This is a genomic window from Zwartia hollandica (assembly GCF_019923725.1).
Lineage (GTDB): Bacteria > Pseudomonadota > Gammaproteobacteria > Burkholderiales > Burkholderiaceae_B > Zwartia > Zwartia hollandica.
On sequence record NZ_JAHXRI010000010.1, the window covers coordinates 707,368 to 722,746 of the forward strand.

Below are 15,379 nucleotides of genomic sequence, written 5' to 3' on the forward strand. Positions count from 1 at the left end.
GCCGACTGCGTCCGCGCCGGGTTTGAAACGTCTCTCCAACAGACTGGGCCAACATCAAATATGCCCAATCCTTTCGGTGCCCGAAGGCTCCAAAATCAATGCATGAACCACTCTTTCATACGTGCCAAAATCGCCTTGAAGCTCCCTGCCTGCTGCGTGACCTTACGACCACGCAATCTCTGCATACGCGCCTCACCTAACAAACCCATCACGGTCGAGAAACGCGGATTACGCATCACATCGGCCAAGCTTCCGTCGTAATCCGGCACCGCAACTCGCACAGGCTTCAAGAACACGTCTTCTGCTAGCTCGACCATGCCTGGCAGCATCGAGGTCCCTCCTGTCAACACCACACCGGAAGACAGCAAGTCCTCATAGCCCGACTCACGAATCACTTGCTGCACCAAACCAAAGAGTTCCTCTGCCCGCGGTTCAATGACAGCCCCTAGCGCCTGTCGCTTAACGAGCCTCGGGCCTCGATCACCCAAGCCGGGCACTTCAACCGTCTCGTCGGGATCCGCCAACACTTGTTTAGCAATACCAAACCGCAACTTGATGTCCTCTGCATCAGGTGTCGGGGTACGGAGCATTTGCGCGATGTCGCTTGTGATCTGATCACCTGCGATAGGCAAAACGGCCGTATGCCGGATCGCTCCGCCGGTATAGATCGCCACATCCGTGGTTCCGCCACCGATATCCACCAAGACCACTCCAAGCTCTTTCTCATCGGCGGTTAAACACGCCAAGCTCGAGGCCAGAGGCTGCAGAATCAAATCTTGAACCTCTAGCCCACAACGACGCACACACTTGACGATATTCTGGGCAGCACTCACTGCGCCAGTCACAATGTGTACCTTCACTTCCAAACGCAAGCCGCTCATACCAATCGGTTCGCGGATATCTTCTTGCCCATCAACAATGAACTCTTGCGTCAATACATGCAAGACCTGTTGGTCGGTTGGAATATTGACGGCCTTTGCCGTTTCAATGACACGGGCAACATCCGTCGCCGTCACTTCTTTATCTTTAACTGCCACCATACCGCTCGAATTGAAACTGCGGATATGGCTACCAGCGATTCCGGTATACACGTCACGGATCTTGCAGTCGGCCATTAGTTCGGCCTCTTCCAACGCACGCTGGATTGAGTTGACCGTCGTTTCGATGTTGACAACGACACCTTTACGCATGCCGCGCGACTCGTGCTGGCCGAGACCGAGCACTTCAAAACGGCCCTCCGGCAAAATCTCGGCGACCACAGCAACGACCTTGCTGGTGCCGATGTCGAGGGCGACGATTAGATCCTTGATGTCACGGGTCATGGCGTTATCGTTTCTTTTGAGGTTGAGTGGGTTCTGGCAATGCAGCTAGCGTTAATGCAAAGCCGTTGGGGTAACGAAGGTCGACGTGCGTCACCGCACGACCACCCGTTTTCTGACTGGCCTCCGGCCAGGCTTGTACAAAACGACGAATGCGCGCGGCAAATGGCAAAGCGCCCGGTATGCCGGCCTGCGTGTTCGGGGCGTCGGCACCTGGGTCTCGTCCTAGGGCAAGCGTCATGTCGTTTGACAGTGTCGCCTCCCATGCCAGTCGATCGCTTAAGGACAGCTTGCGGACATCTAGGCCCAACGGAGCAAACCAGCTCGTCATTTCGGCGTAGCGATTTACGACGAGTAGCTCTTGACCTTCTGGCCCTTCGAACTGAGGTAACTGCGTATCGTCGTCTAACTCGCCCTGATTCGCGGTAAACGCTTGCCCCCAAGTGTTGATCATTTGGTTGTCGTTCCACAAAGCCAACGGCTGTTGCTCTTCGATGGAGACCCGCAACATGTTGGGCCAGATTCGACGAACCGTCGCAGAGCGCACCCACGGAGCCTCTTCGAAGACACTTTGTGTCTCGAGCAAATTGATTGTAAAAAAATTGCCAATCAGATTTCCGGCGACAGTTGACTGAAGGTTCTCTGGCGTAACGTACTTCAACGTACTGTTCGGAGCTGGCTCGATCTCGATCGCCGTCAACGCGAAAATCGGCCGTTGAATCAGCCAGTACACACCACCCGCAAGCATAGCTAGCACAGCCAACACCATGAAGGTGTTGGCAAGGCGATTGATCGTACGAGCTTCGTTCCACACAACTGGCTCCGTTACTCTTGCTTGAGACGACCCACTTTGCAGCGGGCCTCACTCAAGATATGCATACACAAACTGGGATAATCCATTCCAACTGCTTTAGCTGCCATCGGCACGAGCGAGTGTCCTGTCATGCCAGGGGACGTATTCATCTCGATTAGCCACGCTTTGCCCGCCGCATCGAGGATGACATCTGCACGCCCCCACCCTTCACACCCAAGCGCCCGATAAGCCTGAACGCTAATTTGAGCAATGTGTGCAGCAAGGGCCGGTTCGATCGGCGCGGGACACAAGTAGCGTGTGTCATCAGAAAAATATTTATTTTGGTAATCGTAATTACCGTCTGGCGCCACAATCTCAATGAGCGGTAAGGCGCGCGCGGAGTCGCCGCCGCCCAGAATCGCTACCGTTAACTCGCGACCAGAAATAAACTGCTCCGCTAACACGACATCGTCATACTGAGCGGCATGACGGTAGGCGCCAACCGCATCGCTTGCCTGCACCGCCTTGACGATACCGAGCGTCGAACCCTCATGCGGTGGTTTCATCATCAGAGGTAGACCTAAACGATCAACGGCGCTCTTCACACTTTGCTCATCAAGCAAAGCTGCGTAACCTGGCGTAGGCAAATCAGCCTCGATCCAGATTCGCTTGGTCATAATCTTGTCCATTGCAAGACTGGATGCCATCGGACCGCTACCGGTATAAGGAATCCCCAATAGCTCCAACGCACCCTGTATCGTTCCATCTTCACCAAAGCGACCGTGGAGCGCGATAAAGACGCGATCAAACTTTGCGTCTGCCAGTTCGCTCAAACTATGTATGCCCGTATCAAACAAGTGTGCATCCACTCCCTGACTCACAAGCGCTGCATGCACGCCGGTGCCAGACATGATCGAGACCTCGCGCTCAGCCGACTTACCACCGTAAAGGACTCCCACACGACCCATTGGATAAGTCATCGCAACCCCCCAAGTTGATCCGGTACTTTGCTGATGGATCCCGCACCCATAACGATCACGACATCACCATCTTGCGCAAAATTTTTGATTGCTTCTGGCATGGCAGAAACGTCTTCGACGAATACAGGCTCGACCTTACCGGCCACGCGAACACCGCGTGCGAGCGCTCTCCCATCTGCAGCAACCAAGGCAGGCTCGCCCGCGGCGTATACCTCGGTAAGCAACACAGCGTCCGCCGAGCTCAGGACTTTGACAAAATCTTCAAAGCAATCGCGCGTCCGCGTGTAGCGGTGAGGCTGAAAGGCCAAGACGATGCGGCGCTGCGGCCACGCACCGCGTGCCGCAGCTAACGTCGCAGCCATTTCAACCGGATGGTGACCATAGTCATCAATCACGCTGAAGGTGCCGCCTTTTGATGCGGCAAAATCACCAACTTGGGTGAAGCGCCGGCCCACTCCTCGGAATTCTGACAGGCCTTTCGCAATTGCAAGGTCATCCACCCCGAGCTCAGTCGCGACAGCGATCGTAGCCAACGCATTCAATACGTTATGTTTGCCTGGCAAACTCAAATCTATCGACAACAAGGGCATCGTGCCTTGTCGCGTAGTTCGTAAGACATCAAACTGCATGCGCGTGCCGGTTGCACGTACGTTAGTGGCCCGAAACTGTGCTTCTGCATTTAAACCATAGGTAATAAGCGGTCTTGATACAAAGGGAATGATGTCGCGTACATTGGGGTCATCCGAACAAACAATTGCACTTCCATAGAATGGCAAACGCTGCGTGAATTCGACAAACGCACTCTTGAGTTTCGCAATATCGTGCCCGTATGTATCCATATGATCGGCATCAATATTCGTAATGATGGCCATCACAGGCAGTAGGTTCAAGAAGGAAGCGTCCGACTCATCTGCCTCGACAACAATATAGTCACCTGCGCCCAAGCCAGCATTAGCGCCTGCAGAGTTCAAACGGCCACCAATTACGAAGGTGGGGTCTAACCCACCAGACGCCAGCACGCTCGCGACCAAACTCGTCGTTGTCGTTTTTCCGTGTGTACCGGCCACTGCGATCCCGCGCTTGAGACGCATCAATTCTGCAAGCATGACAGCGCGCGGAACGACGGGAATCCGAGCTTCACGCGCAGCGATCACCTCCGGATTGTTATTTGCCACAGCAGTCGAGGTCACGATCGCATCTGCTCCGAGGACATTCTCCTTCTGATGACCAAGCGCAATCGTCGCACCGAGCGTCTGCAGTCGTTGCGTAACAGACGAATGCGCGAGATCCGACCCTGAAATTCGATAGCCTAAGTTCAGCAACACTTCTGCGATTCCACTCATGCCAGAACCACCGATTCCGACAAAATGAATATGCTGAAGACGATGTTTCATGCTTTGCCTCCGGCCAATTCTTCGCAAATATCTGCAATCCGCTGCGCGGCGTGGGGTTGAGCGTGTGCGCGTGCGCGTTGCGCTACAGCATTCAACTCATCACGTGTGCGAAGTGATAACCATTGCGCGACACCCTCTGCGGTCATATCTTTTTGTTGCAACACCCAGCCTGCTCCCGCATCAGTCAAAAATTTTGCATTCGCGGTCTGATGGTCATCGACAGCAAACGGGAATGGCACAAAAAGAGCGGCAACACCTGCTGCGGATACCTCAGCGACAGTCATCGCACCAGCCCGACAAATCAGCAGATCGGTTTGACCTAACGCAGTCGCCATATCGTCAATAAACGCAACACATTGAGCCTGCACTCCCGCATCGGCATAGGCACGCTCCAACGCCTCGATATGCTGCGCACCTGCCTGATGAGTCACGATGGGTTGCGCCTGCGGTTGCATTTGAGCAAATGCCTGAGGTAGGACTGTGTTTAACGCGGTTGCACCAAGGCTGCCACCCACGACCAATACCCGCAATGGACCACTGCGCTGGCCGTATCTTTCACTAGGATCTGGAAGGCGCACAACTTCTTTGCGTACTGGGTTACCGACCACCTCAGCACCGGGAATCGCTCCCGGAAAGCCGCTTAAGACACGCCGAGCGAGGTGCGACAGATAGCGATTCGTCATGCCAGCAATTGCATTTTGTTCGTGCAGCACCAACGGCTTTGCGCGCAAAGCACTGACAACGCCGCCAGGGAATGCAACGTAGCCACCCATACCTAGGACTACGTTGGGCTTGATGCGTGTGAAGTGCCCCCACGCTTGAACCAGTGCACGCATGAATCGGAATGGTGCTTTAAGTTGATCGACGAAACCCTTGCCCCGTAGCCCAGCAAAACGCAAGGGACAAAGTTCATAACCACGGGCGGGAACCAGTTTGCCCTCCATCTTTTCTGGGTGCCCTAACCAACGCACTGTCCAGCCACGGTCACGCAAAACATCAGCAACCGCCAGACCCGGCATAATGTGTCCGCCGGTTCCGCCTGCCATGATAAGAACCACGGGAGAGGTCGAACTCATGCTCTTCCTCCCCGCATTAAATTACGATTCTCAAAGTCGACTCGAAGCACGACTGCAATCGCGATCAAGTTCATCAAGATGCCCGAACCGCCATAACTGACTAGAGGCAGAGTTAGGCCCTTGGTGGGTAATAGACCAAGGCAAACGCCTATATTGATAAACGCCTGCACCCCAAACCAAATTCCGACACCCTGCGCAACCAAGCCTCCAAATACGCGTTCCATCGCGATCGCTTGCCTGCCGATTTCAAAGCAGCGATAGATAATGACCGAGAACAAGGTCACGACCAGCAATATGCCAAGAAAACCAAGCTCCTCACCTATTACTGCAACAATAAAGTCAGTATGCGCCTCGGGTAAATAATGTAATTTCTCTACGCTGCCGCCAAGGCCGACGCCCGTCCACTCGCCACGACCGATTGCCATTAATGAGTGCGACAGTTGGTAGGCCGTAGACTGTGCATAGTCTGGATTCCACGGGTTCAGGTAGGCGAAGACGCGTTGTAGCCGCCAAGGCGTGAGCCAGATTGTGAGGGCGAATCCAGACACAATGACGCCAACGAGCCCCGAAAATATCACTGCATTGATCCCACCAACAAACAAAATTCCAAGCGCAATACAGACGACCACAACCAGTGCACCCAAATCTGGCTCGCGCATTAACAAAAATGCAACGATGCCTAAGATCACGGCCATGGGAAGAAAACCCCGTCGCAAGCTTTGAATAAATTGCTGCTTGCGAATCACGTAGTCCGCCGTAAAGATGATGATTGCCAGCTTCATCATCTCAGAAGGCTGAAATGTTAATGGTCCGATGGGTAGCCAGCGCCAAGCGTTATTCGCTTTTCGTCCAATCCCTGGGATGAGCACCAACACTAGCAACAAGACACTAAACCCAAAAAACCAAAGCGATGTGCGGCGCCACGATTCGATTGGCACAGTAAGCACGAGTGTTGCTAAGAACGTACCGATTACAGCGAAAACCGATTGCCGGAGCACAAACGAATAGCGGCTAAAGTTTTGTCCGCGAGGACCGTCAGCGAGCGCAATAGCAGCCGAATAGACCATCAGAATGCCGATGCCGACCAAGATCGCCGTCGCAACGATCAATGTCAAATCATAATTGCGCATCGTCGTGCGTCCAGGCGGGACGGCATTCACACTCGAGGTCAACTCAGCAAAGAGGCTCACACCACCTCCCCTTGCTCAAGAGCTAGCTCTGCTACTGCTTCGGCGAATACCTGTCCACGATGCGGATAGTTTCTAAACATGTCGAAGCTGGCGCACGCCGGCGATAACACCACAGCATCACCCTCGCTCGCGTGGCCGAAAGCACGCGTGACGGCCTCCTGCATATTGGCGGCGAAGTCGATTGATACGTCATTCGTACTCAACACCTGTGCGATCAGGTTTGCATCCTGTCCGATCAAAATTACGGCGCGAGCCTGTTTGGTAATGACTGGGCCTAGGGGCGTAAAGTCCTGCCCCTTGCCCACGCCACCAGCAATCAATACAAAGCGGCGTCCCAACCCATCGAGGCCTGCAACCGTGGCACCAACGTTCGTTCCCTTACTATCGTTAAAGAAATCGACACCGCCGATCGTACGAACGAACTCCATCCGATGCGGCTCACCAACATATTCGGTCGCAGCGCGCAACATGGGCGCAAGCCCCGCGCCACACGCCCGAGCCAACGAAAGTGCAGCCAAGCAGTTCAGAACGTTATGCGTACCTTTAACACCCAGCGCATCGGCGGGCATCATACGCACCATGCGACCGGCCTGACGCTGCGGCTCCGGCGCATTTTTCTTACGCTTAACCGGTGCGGGTAAGTCATCGTCAAACTCGGTGGGCTCACTCATACACAGCCAAGTTACACCGTTATTAGTCTCAATCCCAACATCACCGGCAAGCATCGGTACGTCGCGGCCAAAGCTGCGAACATTTACGGCGCCTAAAGATTCAATCATTTGCATCACGCACCCATCATCTCGATTGACGAGCACGGTGTCGGACATCCCGAAGATACGCGCTTTCGCCGCCGCGTAAGCCTCCATCGTCCCATGCCAATCCAAATGATCCTGCGTGACATTCAATACGGTCGCCATCGTGCAGCGCAAACTTTGCGTCGTTTCGAGCTGAAAACTCGATAACTCAAGCACCCAGACATCAGGTAAGTCGTTGGCATCGAGACACTCACTCAACGCCTGTAGTGCTGCCGGGCTAATGTTGCCCGCAGCCCGCGCTTTTATTCCTGCGGCGGTCAACATGTGGCGGGCGAGCGCCGTCACCGTTGTTTTGCCATTTGTACCGGTGATACCCAACACTTTAGGGGCGTAACCCGTCTGTTGTTTTAGTTGTTCCAGTGCACGTGCGAACAATTCAATTTCACCGATGATTTCAATCGACCGCGACTGCGCAGCGTCAAGTAGCTCGCGGACAGGGGACATCCCTGGCGCGAGACCGGGGCTTAGCACCAACGCGTCGACTTCATCTAGCAAGGATTCAGCAAATACATCACAACCCAGGTGAAACTCAAGCAAAGTAGGATCGAGATCTTGACGAAGTGCCTCAAGACCGGAGGGGACTTCGCGAGTATCCGCCACACGAACGTTCGCCCCCTGCCGCGCGCACCAACGGGCAGCAGCAACGCCTGTCTCACCGAGTCCGACAATCAAGACACGGGAGGGGAAGGTGACAACGTTAAGCGTATCGTTCATCGAATTTTGAGTGAAGCTAAACCAACAAGTACCAGCATCATGCTGATAATCCAGAACCTAATCACCACTTGTGTCTCTTTCCAGCCACCAACCTCAAAATGATGATGCAAAGGAGCCATGCGAAGAATTCGACGTCCCGTCCCATACCTACGCTTGGTGTATTTGAACCAGGCAACCTGCAGCATCACAGAAAGTGTTTCAACAACAAATACTCCGCCCATAATGAACAAGACAATTTCCTGACGAACAATAATGGCGACCGTCCCCAACATACCCCCCAACGCTAGCGCACCCACATCACCCATGAATACCTGGGCAGGATGGGCGTTAAACCAAAGGAAGGCTAGCCCTGCACCAGCGAGTGCGGCACACAGGACCATCAATTCGCCAGCGCCTGGAATGTAGGGGAAGAGCAGGTAGCGCGAGTAATCGACGCGACCGACTACATACGCAAATACGCCCAAGGCAGAGCCAACCATGACAGTTGGCATGATTGCTAGACCATCCAAGCCATCGGTCAGGTTCACTGCATTACTTGTTCCAACAATGACGAACCAGCTCAAACATACAAAGCCAAAAACCCCAAGTGGATAGCTCACCGTTTTGAAAAATGGCACGATTAAGTCGGTCCGTGTTGGCAGTACTAAAGTAAAGCCACTATTAAACCAATCACGCATCAAAGGCCAGACGTTACTCGTGCCTGGTGCAGAAATTGCGAAGGTCAGATACACGGCGGCAATCAGTCCGATGAGCGCTTGCCAAAAAAACTTTTGACGAGCAGGCATGCCCTCAGGGTCACGATGCACCACTTTGCGGTAGTCATCTACCCAGCCGATCCAACCAAAGCCAAAGGTCACCAACAATACAACCCAAACAAACCGATTACTCCAGTCTGCCCAAAGGAGAGTACTCACCCCTATAGAGATCAAAATCAGTGCGCCACCCATCGTTGGCGTGCCAGTTTTAACGAGATGACTCTCTGGGCCATAGCTACGAACAGCTTGACCAATTTTTAATTCAGTCAGCTTACGGATAACCCAAGGGCCCGCAATCAGACCGATTAACAAAGACGTCGCACACGCAAGTACCGCACGCAAGGTGATGTACTCAAACACACCAAAACCGCGTACGTGGTTATCTGCCAACCAACCGAACAACTCATACAGCATGCTTCACCAGCCCCTCGGGAGTTGTCCCATATTTTTCCTCATACCCGCGCACTACGCGCTCCATGCGCATAAACCGCGAACCCTTTACGAGCAAACTAGCGACGGCCAGGTTGCCAAGCATCTCGCACACTTGCTCGGGCGACTCACAATGATGCGCTCCCGGACCAAACGCCTGGACACTGTCGCGCGTCGCCTGACCCAAGGTCAGCAGCACGTCGATACCTCGTGAGCGGGCATACTCGCCCACTTCCGTGTGCATGGCGGGTCCGTTGTTTCCAACCTCACCCATATCACCCAGCACCAAGACACGAGGCGATGGCAAGCTTGCCAAGACATCAATCGCGGCACGTACTGAATCTGGATTCGCGTTATAGGTGTCGTCAATCAGTACACGACCATTGCTAAGTCGATGCGGTTGCATCCGGCCATTGGCGGCGCGAAACCCCTGTAACCCTTGGATCACAGCGGCCAATGGAGCGCCACTCGCCAGTGCACACGCTGTTGCCGCGAGGGCGTTACGTACGTTATGGATTCCAGGCACAGGCAATACCACTTCGCCCTGCCCAAGAGGTGTGTGCAACACGAAACTAGAGCCCAATACGTCCGATTCAATATCACTTGCCCAAATACGAGCTGGTGCGGTTAAGCCAAACGTACTAGATGCGTGCTGGCCCGCCAAATCAGCCCACAAAGAGGCGAATGTATCGTCCGCCGGATAGACCTTAGTGCCACCAGGCATCAGCGCGTCAAATACGGCAGCGTTCTCAAGGGCAACAGCCTCGACGCTCACCATGAATTCCTGGTGTTCACGCTGCGCATTGTTGACCAAAGCGACCGTTGGTTGGGTGACGCCACCCAAGACTGCGATCTCACCCGGATGATTCATTCCCAACTCGATCACAGCAACTTGATGTTGTGCGCGAAGTCTGAGCAATGTCAACGGCACGCCCAACTCATTGTTCAAATTGCCTGTCGTCGCTAAGCGATTAGCCTCACCCACCCATGCGGCCAGAACCGACGCAATCATTTCCTTCGTCGTTGTTTTACCGTTACTACCTGTCACCGCAATAATTGGCACAGCAAACTGCTTACGCCATGCATGGCCAAGTATCAGTAGCGCTGCGCGTGTGTCTCCCAACGCTATTTGTGGAAGCGCCACCCCGGCAACAGGCTGATCAACAAACGCCGCGACTGCCCCGGCAGCAGCAACTTGCTCAAGATAATCGTGTCCATCAAAATTTTCGCCACGTAGCGCTAAAAATACGGCACCCGCTTCCAGTTTTCTGGAATCAGTCTGAACGCTGCACTCCTGGCGCAATACCAAGCCAGCCTGCGCCCAGTGCCCATCATCGAAGAAGGTTCGCAGACCCTTCGTTTCTTGATAGGCCTCATGACCCTTGCCAGCAAGCAACACAATATCTTCGGGCTCAGCGTTCAGCACAGCATGCAGAATTGCCTGCGCCCGATCCGCCTCAATCAACACATTCGCTGCACCGCTCGCCAAGCCCGAAATAATATCGGCAATAATTGCTTGAGGCGTCTCATTACGCGGGTTATCACTGGTCACAACCACACGGTCTGCTAGCTTTTGCGCCACTGCGCCCATAAGCGAACGCTTGCCGGTATCACGATTCCCGCCACACCCAAATACGCACCATAATTTTGCACCACGGCTTTGGGCAACGATATGCAGAGTGCGCAATACGCGCTCTAACGCGTCCGGTGTGTGGGCATAATCCACCACAACCGTTGGGCTTGGCGCATGCGAAACAATTGGCTCAATCCGTTGTAGTCGGCCACTTACTGGTTTAATTTTCTCAAAGGCCACGCCGATCCGAGAGAGAGTCCAGCCAAGTTGACGCAACAAACCAGCGACACAAAGGAGATTTGCGACATTGTGCGCACCCAGCACCTGTGTCTGTACTTCGACACACTCTGTACGTTCGCATAAGACAAAGGATGCACCACGCAGATTGGTAGAGAGATCTCGTGCCGTGAGATTTGCTGAATCGGCCTGGCGCGACAAGCTAAATGTGAAAGTCGGCACTGCTACGGTTCGAGCTAATTTCACCCCAACTGGATCATCGACATTAAGCACGACCCCCTGCAAACCGGGATGCACAAACAAACGGAGCTTGGCCGCCTCGTACGCCTGCATCGTTAGGTGGTAATCCAGGTGATCACGCGACAAATTCGTAAACGCGGCATGGGCGATGCGCACACCGTCGAGTCGACCTTGATCTAAGCCGATTGAGGAAGCCTCAAGAGCCACAATTGCAGCACCGCGTGTGCGCATCTCAGCCAGCGTACGGTGCACGGAAACCACATCCGGCGTGGTTAGCTGTCCGCTCGCGGTCGAGCCTTCAGGGTAATGCACCCCCAAAGTACCGATGACGCCAACTGCGACACCCTCGCTCCGAAGTGCTTGGGCCAACCACTGAACACAACTTGTTTTGCCATTCGTACCTGTAACCGCGACCACGCGAAGCTGACTCGACGGCTGCCCATACCAAAGATCTGCAAATTCTCCGGCGCGTGACTTCAAGTTCTCGACGCCAAAAATTGGAATACTCGCGGACCGGTCTTGCCATTCTTTTGCGTTCTCAACATGCACCACAATCGCGGCGGCACCTGCTTGAATTGCGGCATCAAGGAAGGCTCGTGCGTCGCCAACTACGCCGGGACATGCAACAAAAACATCGCCCGCCCTCAAAGCGCGAGAGTCCATATGCAACTGTGCGCCAAACTGAACTGCTGCCCTGATCTTTTCAACAAGCGCGGGGATCGATATATTTTTAGCGAGTAGTTCTGCACGGATCATCGCGTAGCCCCCTGCGTCGCCGCAACAGTCGAGGCAAAAGGCGCGTCAGGCTGAACACCCAAAATCCGCAAGGTGCTGCCGACGATACTGGCATAAACGGGTGCAGCGACACGGCCGCCGTAATACACCCCCGAGCTTGGCTCATCTATCGTGACCGCAACCACAATCTGTGGATTCGACACCGGAGCAAAGCCCACAAAGGAGCCGCGATAACGACTCGTGCTGTATTTACGATCAACAATCTTGCGCGCAGTACCGCTCTTGCCAGCAACGCGATATCCCTGCACCTGTGCCGCTTTCGCACCTTCCGGACCCGCTGACGCTTCTAGCCACAAACGCACTCGTCGAGCGACTTCAGGAGGATAAACTTGGGTCGTCGCAGGCGGCTGATCGCGCTTGATCAGACTCAGGCTCACCATATCACCATCACGGGCAAAGACGGAGTAGGCGCGCGCCATCTGCAATAACGACACAGACAACCCGTAGCCATAGGACATAGTCGCCTTTTCGATCAGACGCCAGCGCTCCCAAGGCCGCAAACGACCTGGTACCTCACCCGGAAAACCCGTCTGAGGCATTTGACCCAAGCCAAGTTCATTAAAGCGCGTCCACATTTCACGAGACTCAAGCTTTTCTGAAATTAAGGTCATGCCGATATTGCTGGATTTGAGCAAAATGCCCGCCGGATCCAGCGTGCCATTCGCACTGACATCACTGATCGTTGCACCCTGGTAGGCGAACTTGCCATTTCCAGTGCGAAATTGTGTCGACGGCGTAATACGATTGAGTTCCAGCGCCAAGGCAACCGTAAAAGGCTTCATGATCGAACCCGGCTCAAAGGTATCGGTTAACGCTTGATTGCGCATATTGCCACTGCGAAATGTTTCGCGCTTGTTCGGATCGTAAGTCGGCATGTTTCCGAGGGCCAAGATTTCACCCGACTTCACATCGATCACGACCGCTGCGGCGCCTTTAGCCTTATTCGTTACCATGGCCTCTTGTAACGCGCGATACACCTGATACTGTATCCGCGTGTCGATGGACAACTGAATATCGCGCCCATCCACCGGGCTATCGACGTCTTTCACGTCGTCGATCTTACGTCCCATCCGGTCACGCAAGATTCTTCGGCTTCCGCCCTTGCCGGCCAACTGATCATTAAAGGCAAGTTCGACGCCCTCCTGTCCATGATCATCCAGAGTGTTGAGGCCAACAATATTGCCCGCTACCTCACCTTCCGGGTAGTAGCGACGATTGTCTCTGTGAAGACTCACACCTGGGATCCGCATTTTTTGTATCTGCTGAGCCACCTCGATAGGCACCTGGCGTTTCAAATAAATGAACGTCTTTTTTTCCGGATCGATCTTTGTTTTCAGATCAGCCTCAGGCACTTCAAGCAGCTCGGCTAGTTTTTTTAAACGCTCGTCGCTAAGTGTTTTGGCGTGCTTTGGAGTAAACCCTATCGCACGGGCAGGTATGCTGGCAGCCAACACTACTCCATTGCGATCCAGTATCTTGCCGCGACTTGCATACAGCGGCTGCGTCACTTCGTAGCGTTTTTCACCTTGCTGTTGCAAAAACTCGGTGGTGAATCCCTGCAAGTAGATGGCTCGTGCGATCAAAGCCAAGAAGGCCAAACCAATCAACGACAACACCAATCGTCCACGCCACAATGGATAAGGCGCTTTGAGCATCGGATTGCTGAAGAATGGCATATGCTTCATCGGCGGCTCCCAGACTCAGGAGCGGACTGACTCGTGGGTGGCTGGTTAGCCAATGGCTGACTGACGTAGATTGTGCGATCTGGCGCAATCACGTTCATGCGAAGCTCTTCACGCGCGACCTTGTCGACGTGTGCATTCCGAGAGGCCTGTGCACGATCCAACTGCAACTTACGCCAATCAATCTCTAGGTCTTCGGCTTGCGTCGTGTATTTATCGAGTTGGTTGTACAACTGTCGAGCCTGATACCGTGCCGTCACCAAAGAGATCGCCGAGAACATCAACACAATCGCGGCCAGCACGGAGAGACGCCCCATCAACGCGCCCCTTTTTTGGAGCGCGCGGCATCACGCCGTGCGGGGGGCATAAAGGCCTGAGCACCCTCAGGACCGAATGGCGTATACGTACGCTCCGCAACGCGCAGCACGGCAGAGCGAGACCGCGGGTTCTCGGATATTTCGCTATGACTTGGCAAGATGCGCGCGAGCCCCAGCAGAACAGGCTGTGGCATTTCGCTTTCGCGCAGAGGGAGGCGGGCATACGCAGCTTCCGGTCGGGATGCTGCGGTAATGAACTGCTTGACGACGCGATCTTCCAGCGAGTGGAAGCTAATCACGGCCATACGTCCGCCTGTTTTTAATAAACCTAGAGCTGCCGGGAGGGCGCTCTCGAGCTCTTCGAGTTCATGATTGATGTAAATCCGTAAAGCCTGAAAGGTGCGTGTAGCCGGATGCTGGCCCTTTTCGCGCGTACGGACGGTGCCTGACACGAGCTCGGCGAGCTCGAGCGTGGTTGCCACCGGACTTGTTGCGCGGCGAGTAGCAATCGCCTTTGCAATCTGAAAAGCAAACCGTTCTTCGCCATAACGTCCTATGACCTCCCGCATGTCATCAACACTTGCCAGCGCCAACCATTGCGCCACTGTCTCACCGCGCGTCGTATCCATTCGCATATCTAGCGGACCATCCCGCATGAATGAAAAACCACGTCCCGCCTCGTCGATCTGAGGTGAAGACACCCCGAGATCCAACATCACGCCATCTACCTCTCGCACGCCTAACGCAGACAACGCATCAACCATGCTTGAAAACCCATCATGGACAACAGTTACCCTGGCGTCCTGTCCTGCTAACTCCTGCGCCGCGGCGATCGCCTGCGGATCCTTATCAAAGACCACGAGTCGAGCGTCAGCATTCAAGCGCGCTAACAACGCACGCGAATGCCCTCCACGACCAAACGTTCCATCTACATACACACCCGACAATCTCGCCTGCTGATCAGGCAATTCATCTAACGCATGCGAACCACGACGACCGTACTGCGCACCCACCAGCGACTCGACTGTCGGCTCGAGCAACACGGGCCGATGGACAAACTGCGTCACGGC

The 15,379-nt window shown here is 54.4% G+C and carries 12 protein-coding genes; all 12 read right to left on the minus strand.

Annotation, left to right across the window (positions count from 1 at the left end; genetic code table 11):
- Nucleotides 1-95: 95 nt before the first annotated feature.
- From ftsA to rsmH, 12 genes are read right to left on the minus strand one after another with little or no spacing between them, the layout of a single operon-like run.
- Entirely contained in the window at nt 96-1,322 is a 1,227-nt protein-coding gene (gene ftsA / locus KZZ10_RS14145; RefSeq protein ID WP_259662160.1) for a cell division protein FtsA, read from the minus strand.
- Between the two features lie 4 nt (nt 1,323-1,326).
- Nucleotides 1,327-2,133: a cell division protein FtsQ/DivIB gene (locus tag KZZ10_RS14150; protein WP_259662161.1), complete on the minus strand. Its 807-nt coding sequence runs from the start codon at nt 2,131-2,133 to the stop codon at nt 1,327-1,329.
- 11 nt (nt 2,134-2,144) lie between these two features.
- Nucleotides 2,145-3,092, minus strand: a complete 948-nt coding sequence (locus KZZ10_RS14155; RefSeq protein ID WP_259662162.1) for a D-alanine--D-alanine ligase — start codon at nt 3,090-3,092, stop codon at nt 2,145-2,147.
- Nucleotides 3,089-4,486, minus strand: coding sequence for a UDP-N-acetylmuramate--L-alanine ligase (gene murC / locus KZZ10_RS14160; RefSeq protein ID WP_259662163.1), 1,398 nt, complete (start codon nt 4,484-4,486; stop codon nt 3,089-3,091). Before murC ends, KZZ10_RS14155 begins: the two co-directional genes overlap by 4 nt.
- Nucleotides 4,483-5,562, minus strand: a complete 1,080-nt coding sequence (murG, locus tag KZZ10_RS14165; RefSeq protein ID WP_259662164.1) for an undecaprenyldiphospho-muramoylpentapeptide beta-N-acetylglucosaminyltransferase — start codon at nt 5,560-5,562, stop codon at nt 4,483-4,485. Before murG ends, murC begins: the two co-directional genes overlap by 4 nt.
- Nucleotides 5,559-6,752 carry a putative lipid II flippase FtsW gene (ftsW, locus tag KZZ10_RS14170; RefSeq protein ID WP_259662165.1) on the minus strand — a complete coding sequence of 398 codons (1,194 nt, stop codon included), beginning with the start codon at nt 6,750-6,752 and terminating at the stop codon, nt 5,559-5,561. Before ftsW ends, murG begins: the two co-directional genes overlap by 4 nt.
- On the minus strand, nt 6,749-8,281 hold the full coding sequence (murD, locus tag KZZ10_RS14175; RefSeq protein ID WP_259662166.1) for a UDP-N-acetylmuramoyl-L-alanine--D-glutamate ligase: 1,533 nt from the start codon (nt 8,279-8,281) through the stop codon (nt 6,749-6,751). The genes ftsW and murD overlap by 4 nt, the downstream gene beginning before the upstream one ends.
- Nucleotides 8,278-9,450 (minus strand): phospho-N-acetylmuramoyl-pentapeptide-transferase, encoded by a 1,173-nt coding sequence (gene mraY, locus KZZ10_RS14180; protein WP_259662167.1) that lies wholly within the window; start codon nt 9,448-9,450, stop codon nt 8,278-8,280. The genes murD and mraY overlap by 4 nt, the downstream gene beginning before the upstream one ends.
- The gene (gene murF / locus KZZ10_RS14185; protein WP_259662168.1) at nt 9,440-12,271 is read right to left on the minus strand and encodes a bifunctional UDP-N-acetylmuramoyl-L-alanyl-D-glutamate--2,6-diaminopimelate ligase MurE/UDP-N-acetylmuramoyl-tripeptide--D-alanyl-D-alanine ligase MurF; all 2,832 of its coding nucleotides are present in this window, start codon (nt 12,269-12,271) and stop codon (nt 9,440-9,442) included. Before murF ends, mraY begins: the two co-directional genes overlap by 11 nt.
- Nucleotides 12,268-13,995, minus strand: coding sequence for a peptidoglycan D,D-transpeptidase FtsI family protein (locus KZZ10_RS14190; protein WP_259662169.1), 1,728 nt, complete (start codon nt 13,993-13,995; stop codon nt 12,268-12,270). The genes murF and KZZ10_RS14190 overlap by 4 nt, the downstream gene beginning before the upstream one ends.
- Entirely contained in the window at nt 13,992-14,309 is a 318-nt protein-coding gene (gene ftsL / locus KZZ10_RS14195) for a cell division protein FtsL (RefSeq protein ID WP_259662170.1), read from the minus strand. The genes KZZ10_RS14190 and ftsL overlap by 4 nt, the downstream gene beginning before the upstream one ends.
- Nucleotides 14,309-15,376: a 16S rRNA (cytosine(1402)-N(4))-methyltransferase RsmH gene (gene rsmH, locus KZZ10_RS14200; protein WP_259662171.1), complete on the minus strand. Its 1,068-nt coding sequence runs from the start codon at nt 15,374-15,376 to the stop codon at nt 14,309-14,311. Before rsmH ends, ftsL begins: the two co-directional genes overlap by 1 nt.
- Nucleotides 15,377-15,379 lie beyond the last annotated feature (3 nt).

What these genes read in the sequence shown, in the direction of transcription:
- ftsA (WP_259662160.1), bottom strand. Translation starts at nt 1,322, where the DNA reads ATGACCCGTGACATCAAGGATCTAATCGTCGCCCTCGACATCGGCACC.
- KZZ10_RS14155 (WP_259662162.1), bottom strand. Translation starts at nt 3,092, where the DNA reads ATGACTTATCCAATGGGTCGTGTGGGAGTCCTTTACGGTGGTAAGTCG.
- murC (WP_259662163.1), bottom strand. Translation starts at nt 4,486, where the DNA reads ATGAAACATCGTCTTCAGCATATTCATTTTGTCGGAATCGGTGGTTCT.
- murG (WP_259662164.1), bottom strand. Translation starts at nt 5,562, where the DNA reads ATGAGTTCGACCTCTCCCGTGGTTCTTATCATGGCAGGCGGAACCGGC.
- murD (WP_259662166.1), bottom strand. Translation starts at nt 8,281, where the DNA reads ATGAACGATACGCTTAACGTTGTCACCTTCCCCTCCCGTGTCTTGATT.
- mraY (WP_259662167.1), bottom strand. Translation starts at nt 9,450, where the DNA reads ATGCTGTATGAGTTGTTCGGTTGGTTGGCAGATAACCACGTACGCGGT.
- murF (WP_259662168.1), bottom strand. Translation starts at nt 12,271, where the DNA reads ATGATCCGTGCAGAACTACTCGCTAAAAATATATCGATCCCCGCGCTT.
- KZZ10_RS14190 (WP_259662169.1), bottom strand. Translation starts at nt 13,995, where the DNA reads ATGAAGCATATGCCATTCTTCAGCAATCCGATGCTCAAAGCGCCTTAT.
- ftsL (WP_259662170.1), bottom strand. Translation starts at nt 14,309, where the DNA reads ATGGGGCGTCTCTCCGTGCTGGCCGCGATTGTGTTGATGTTCTCGGCG.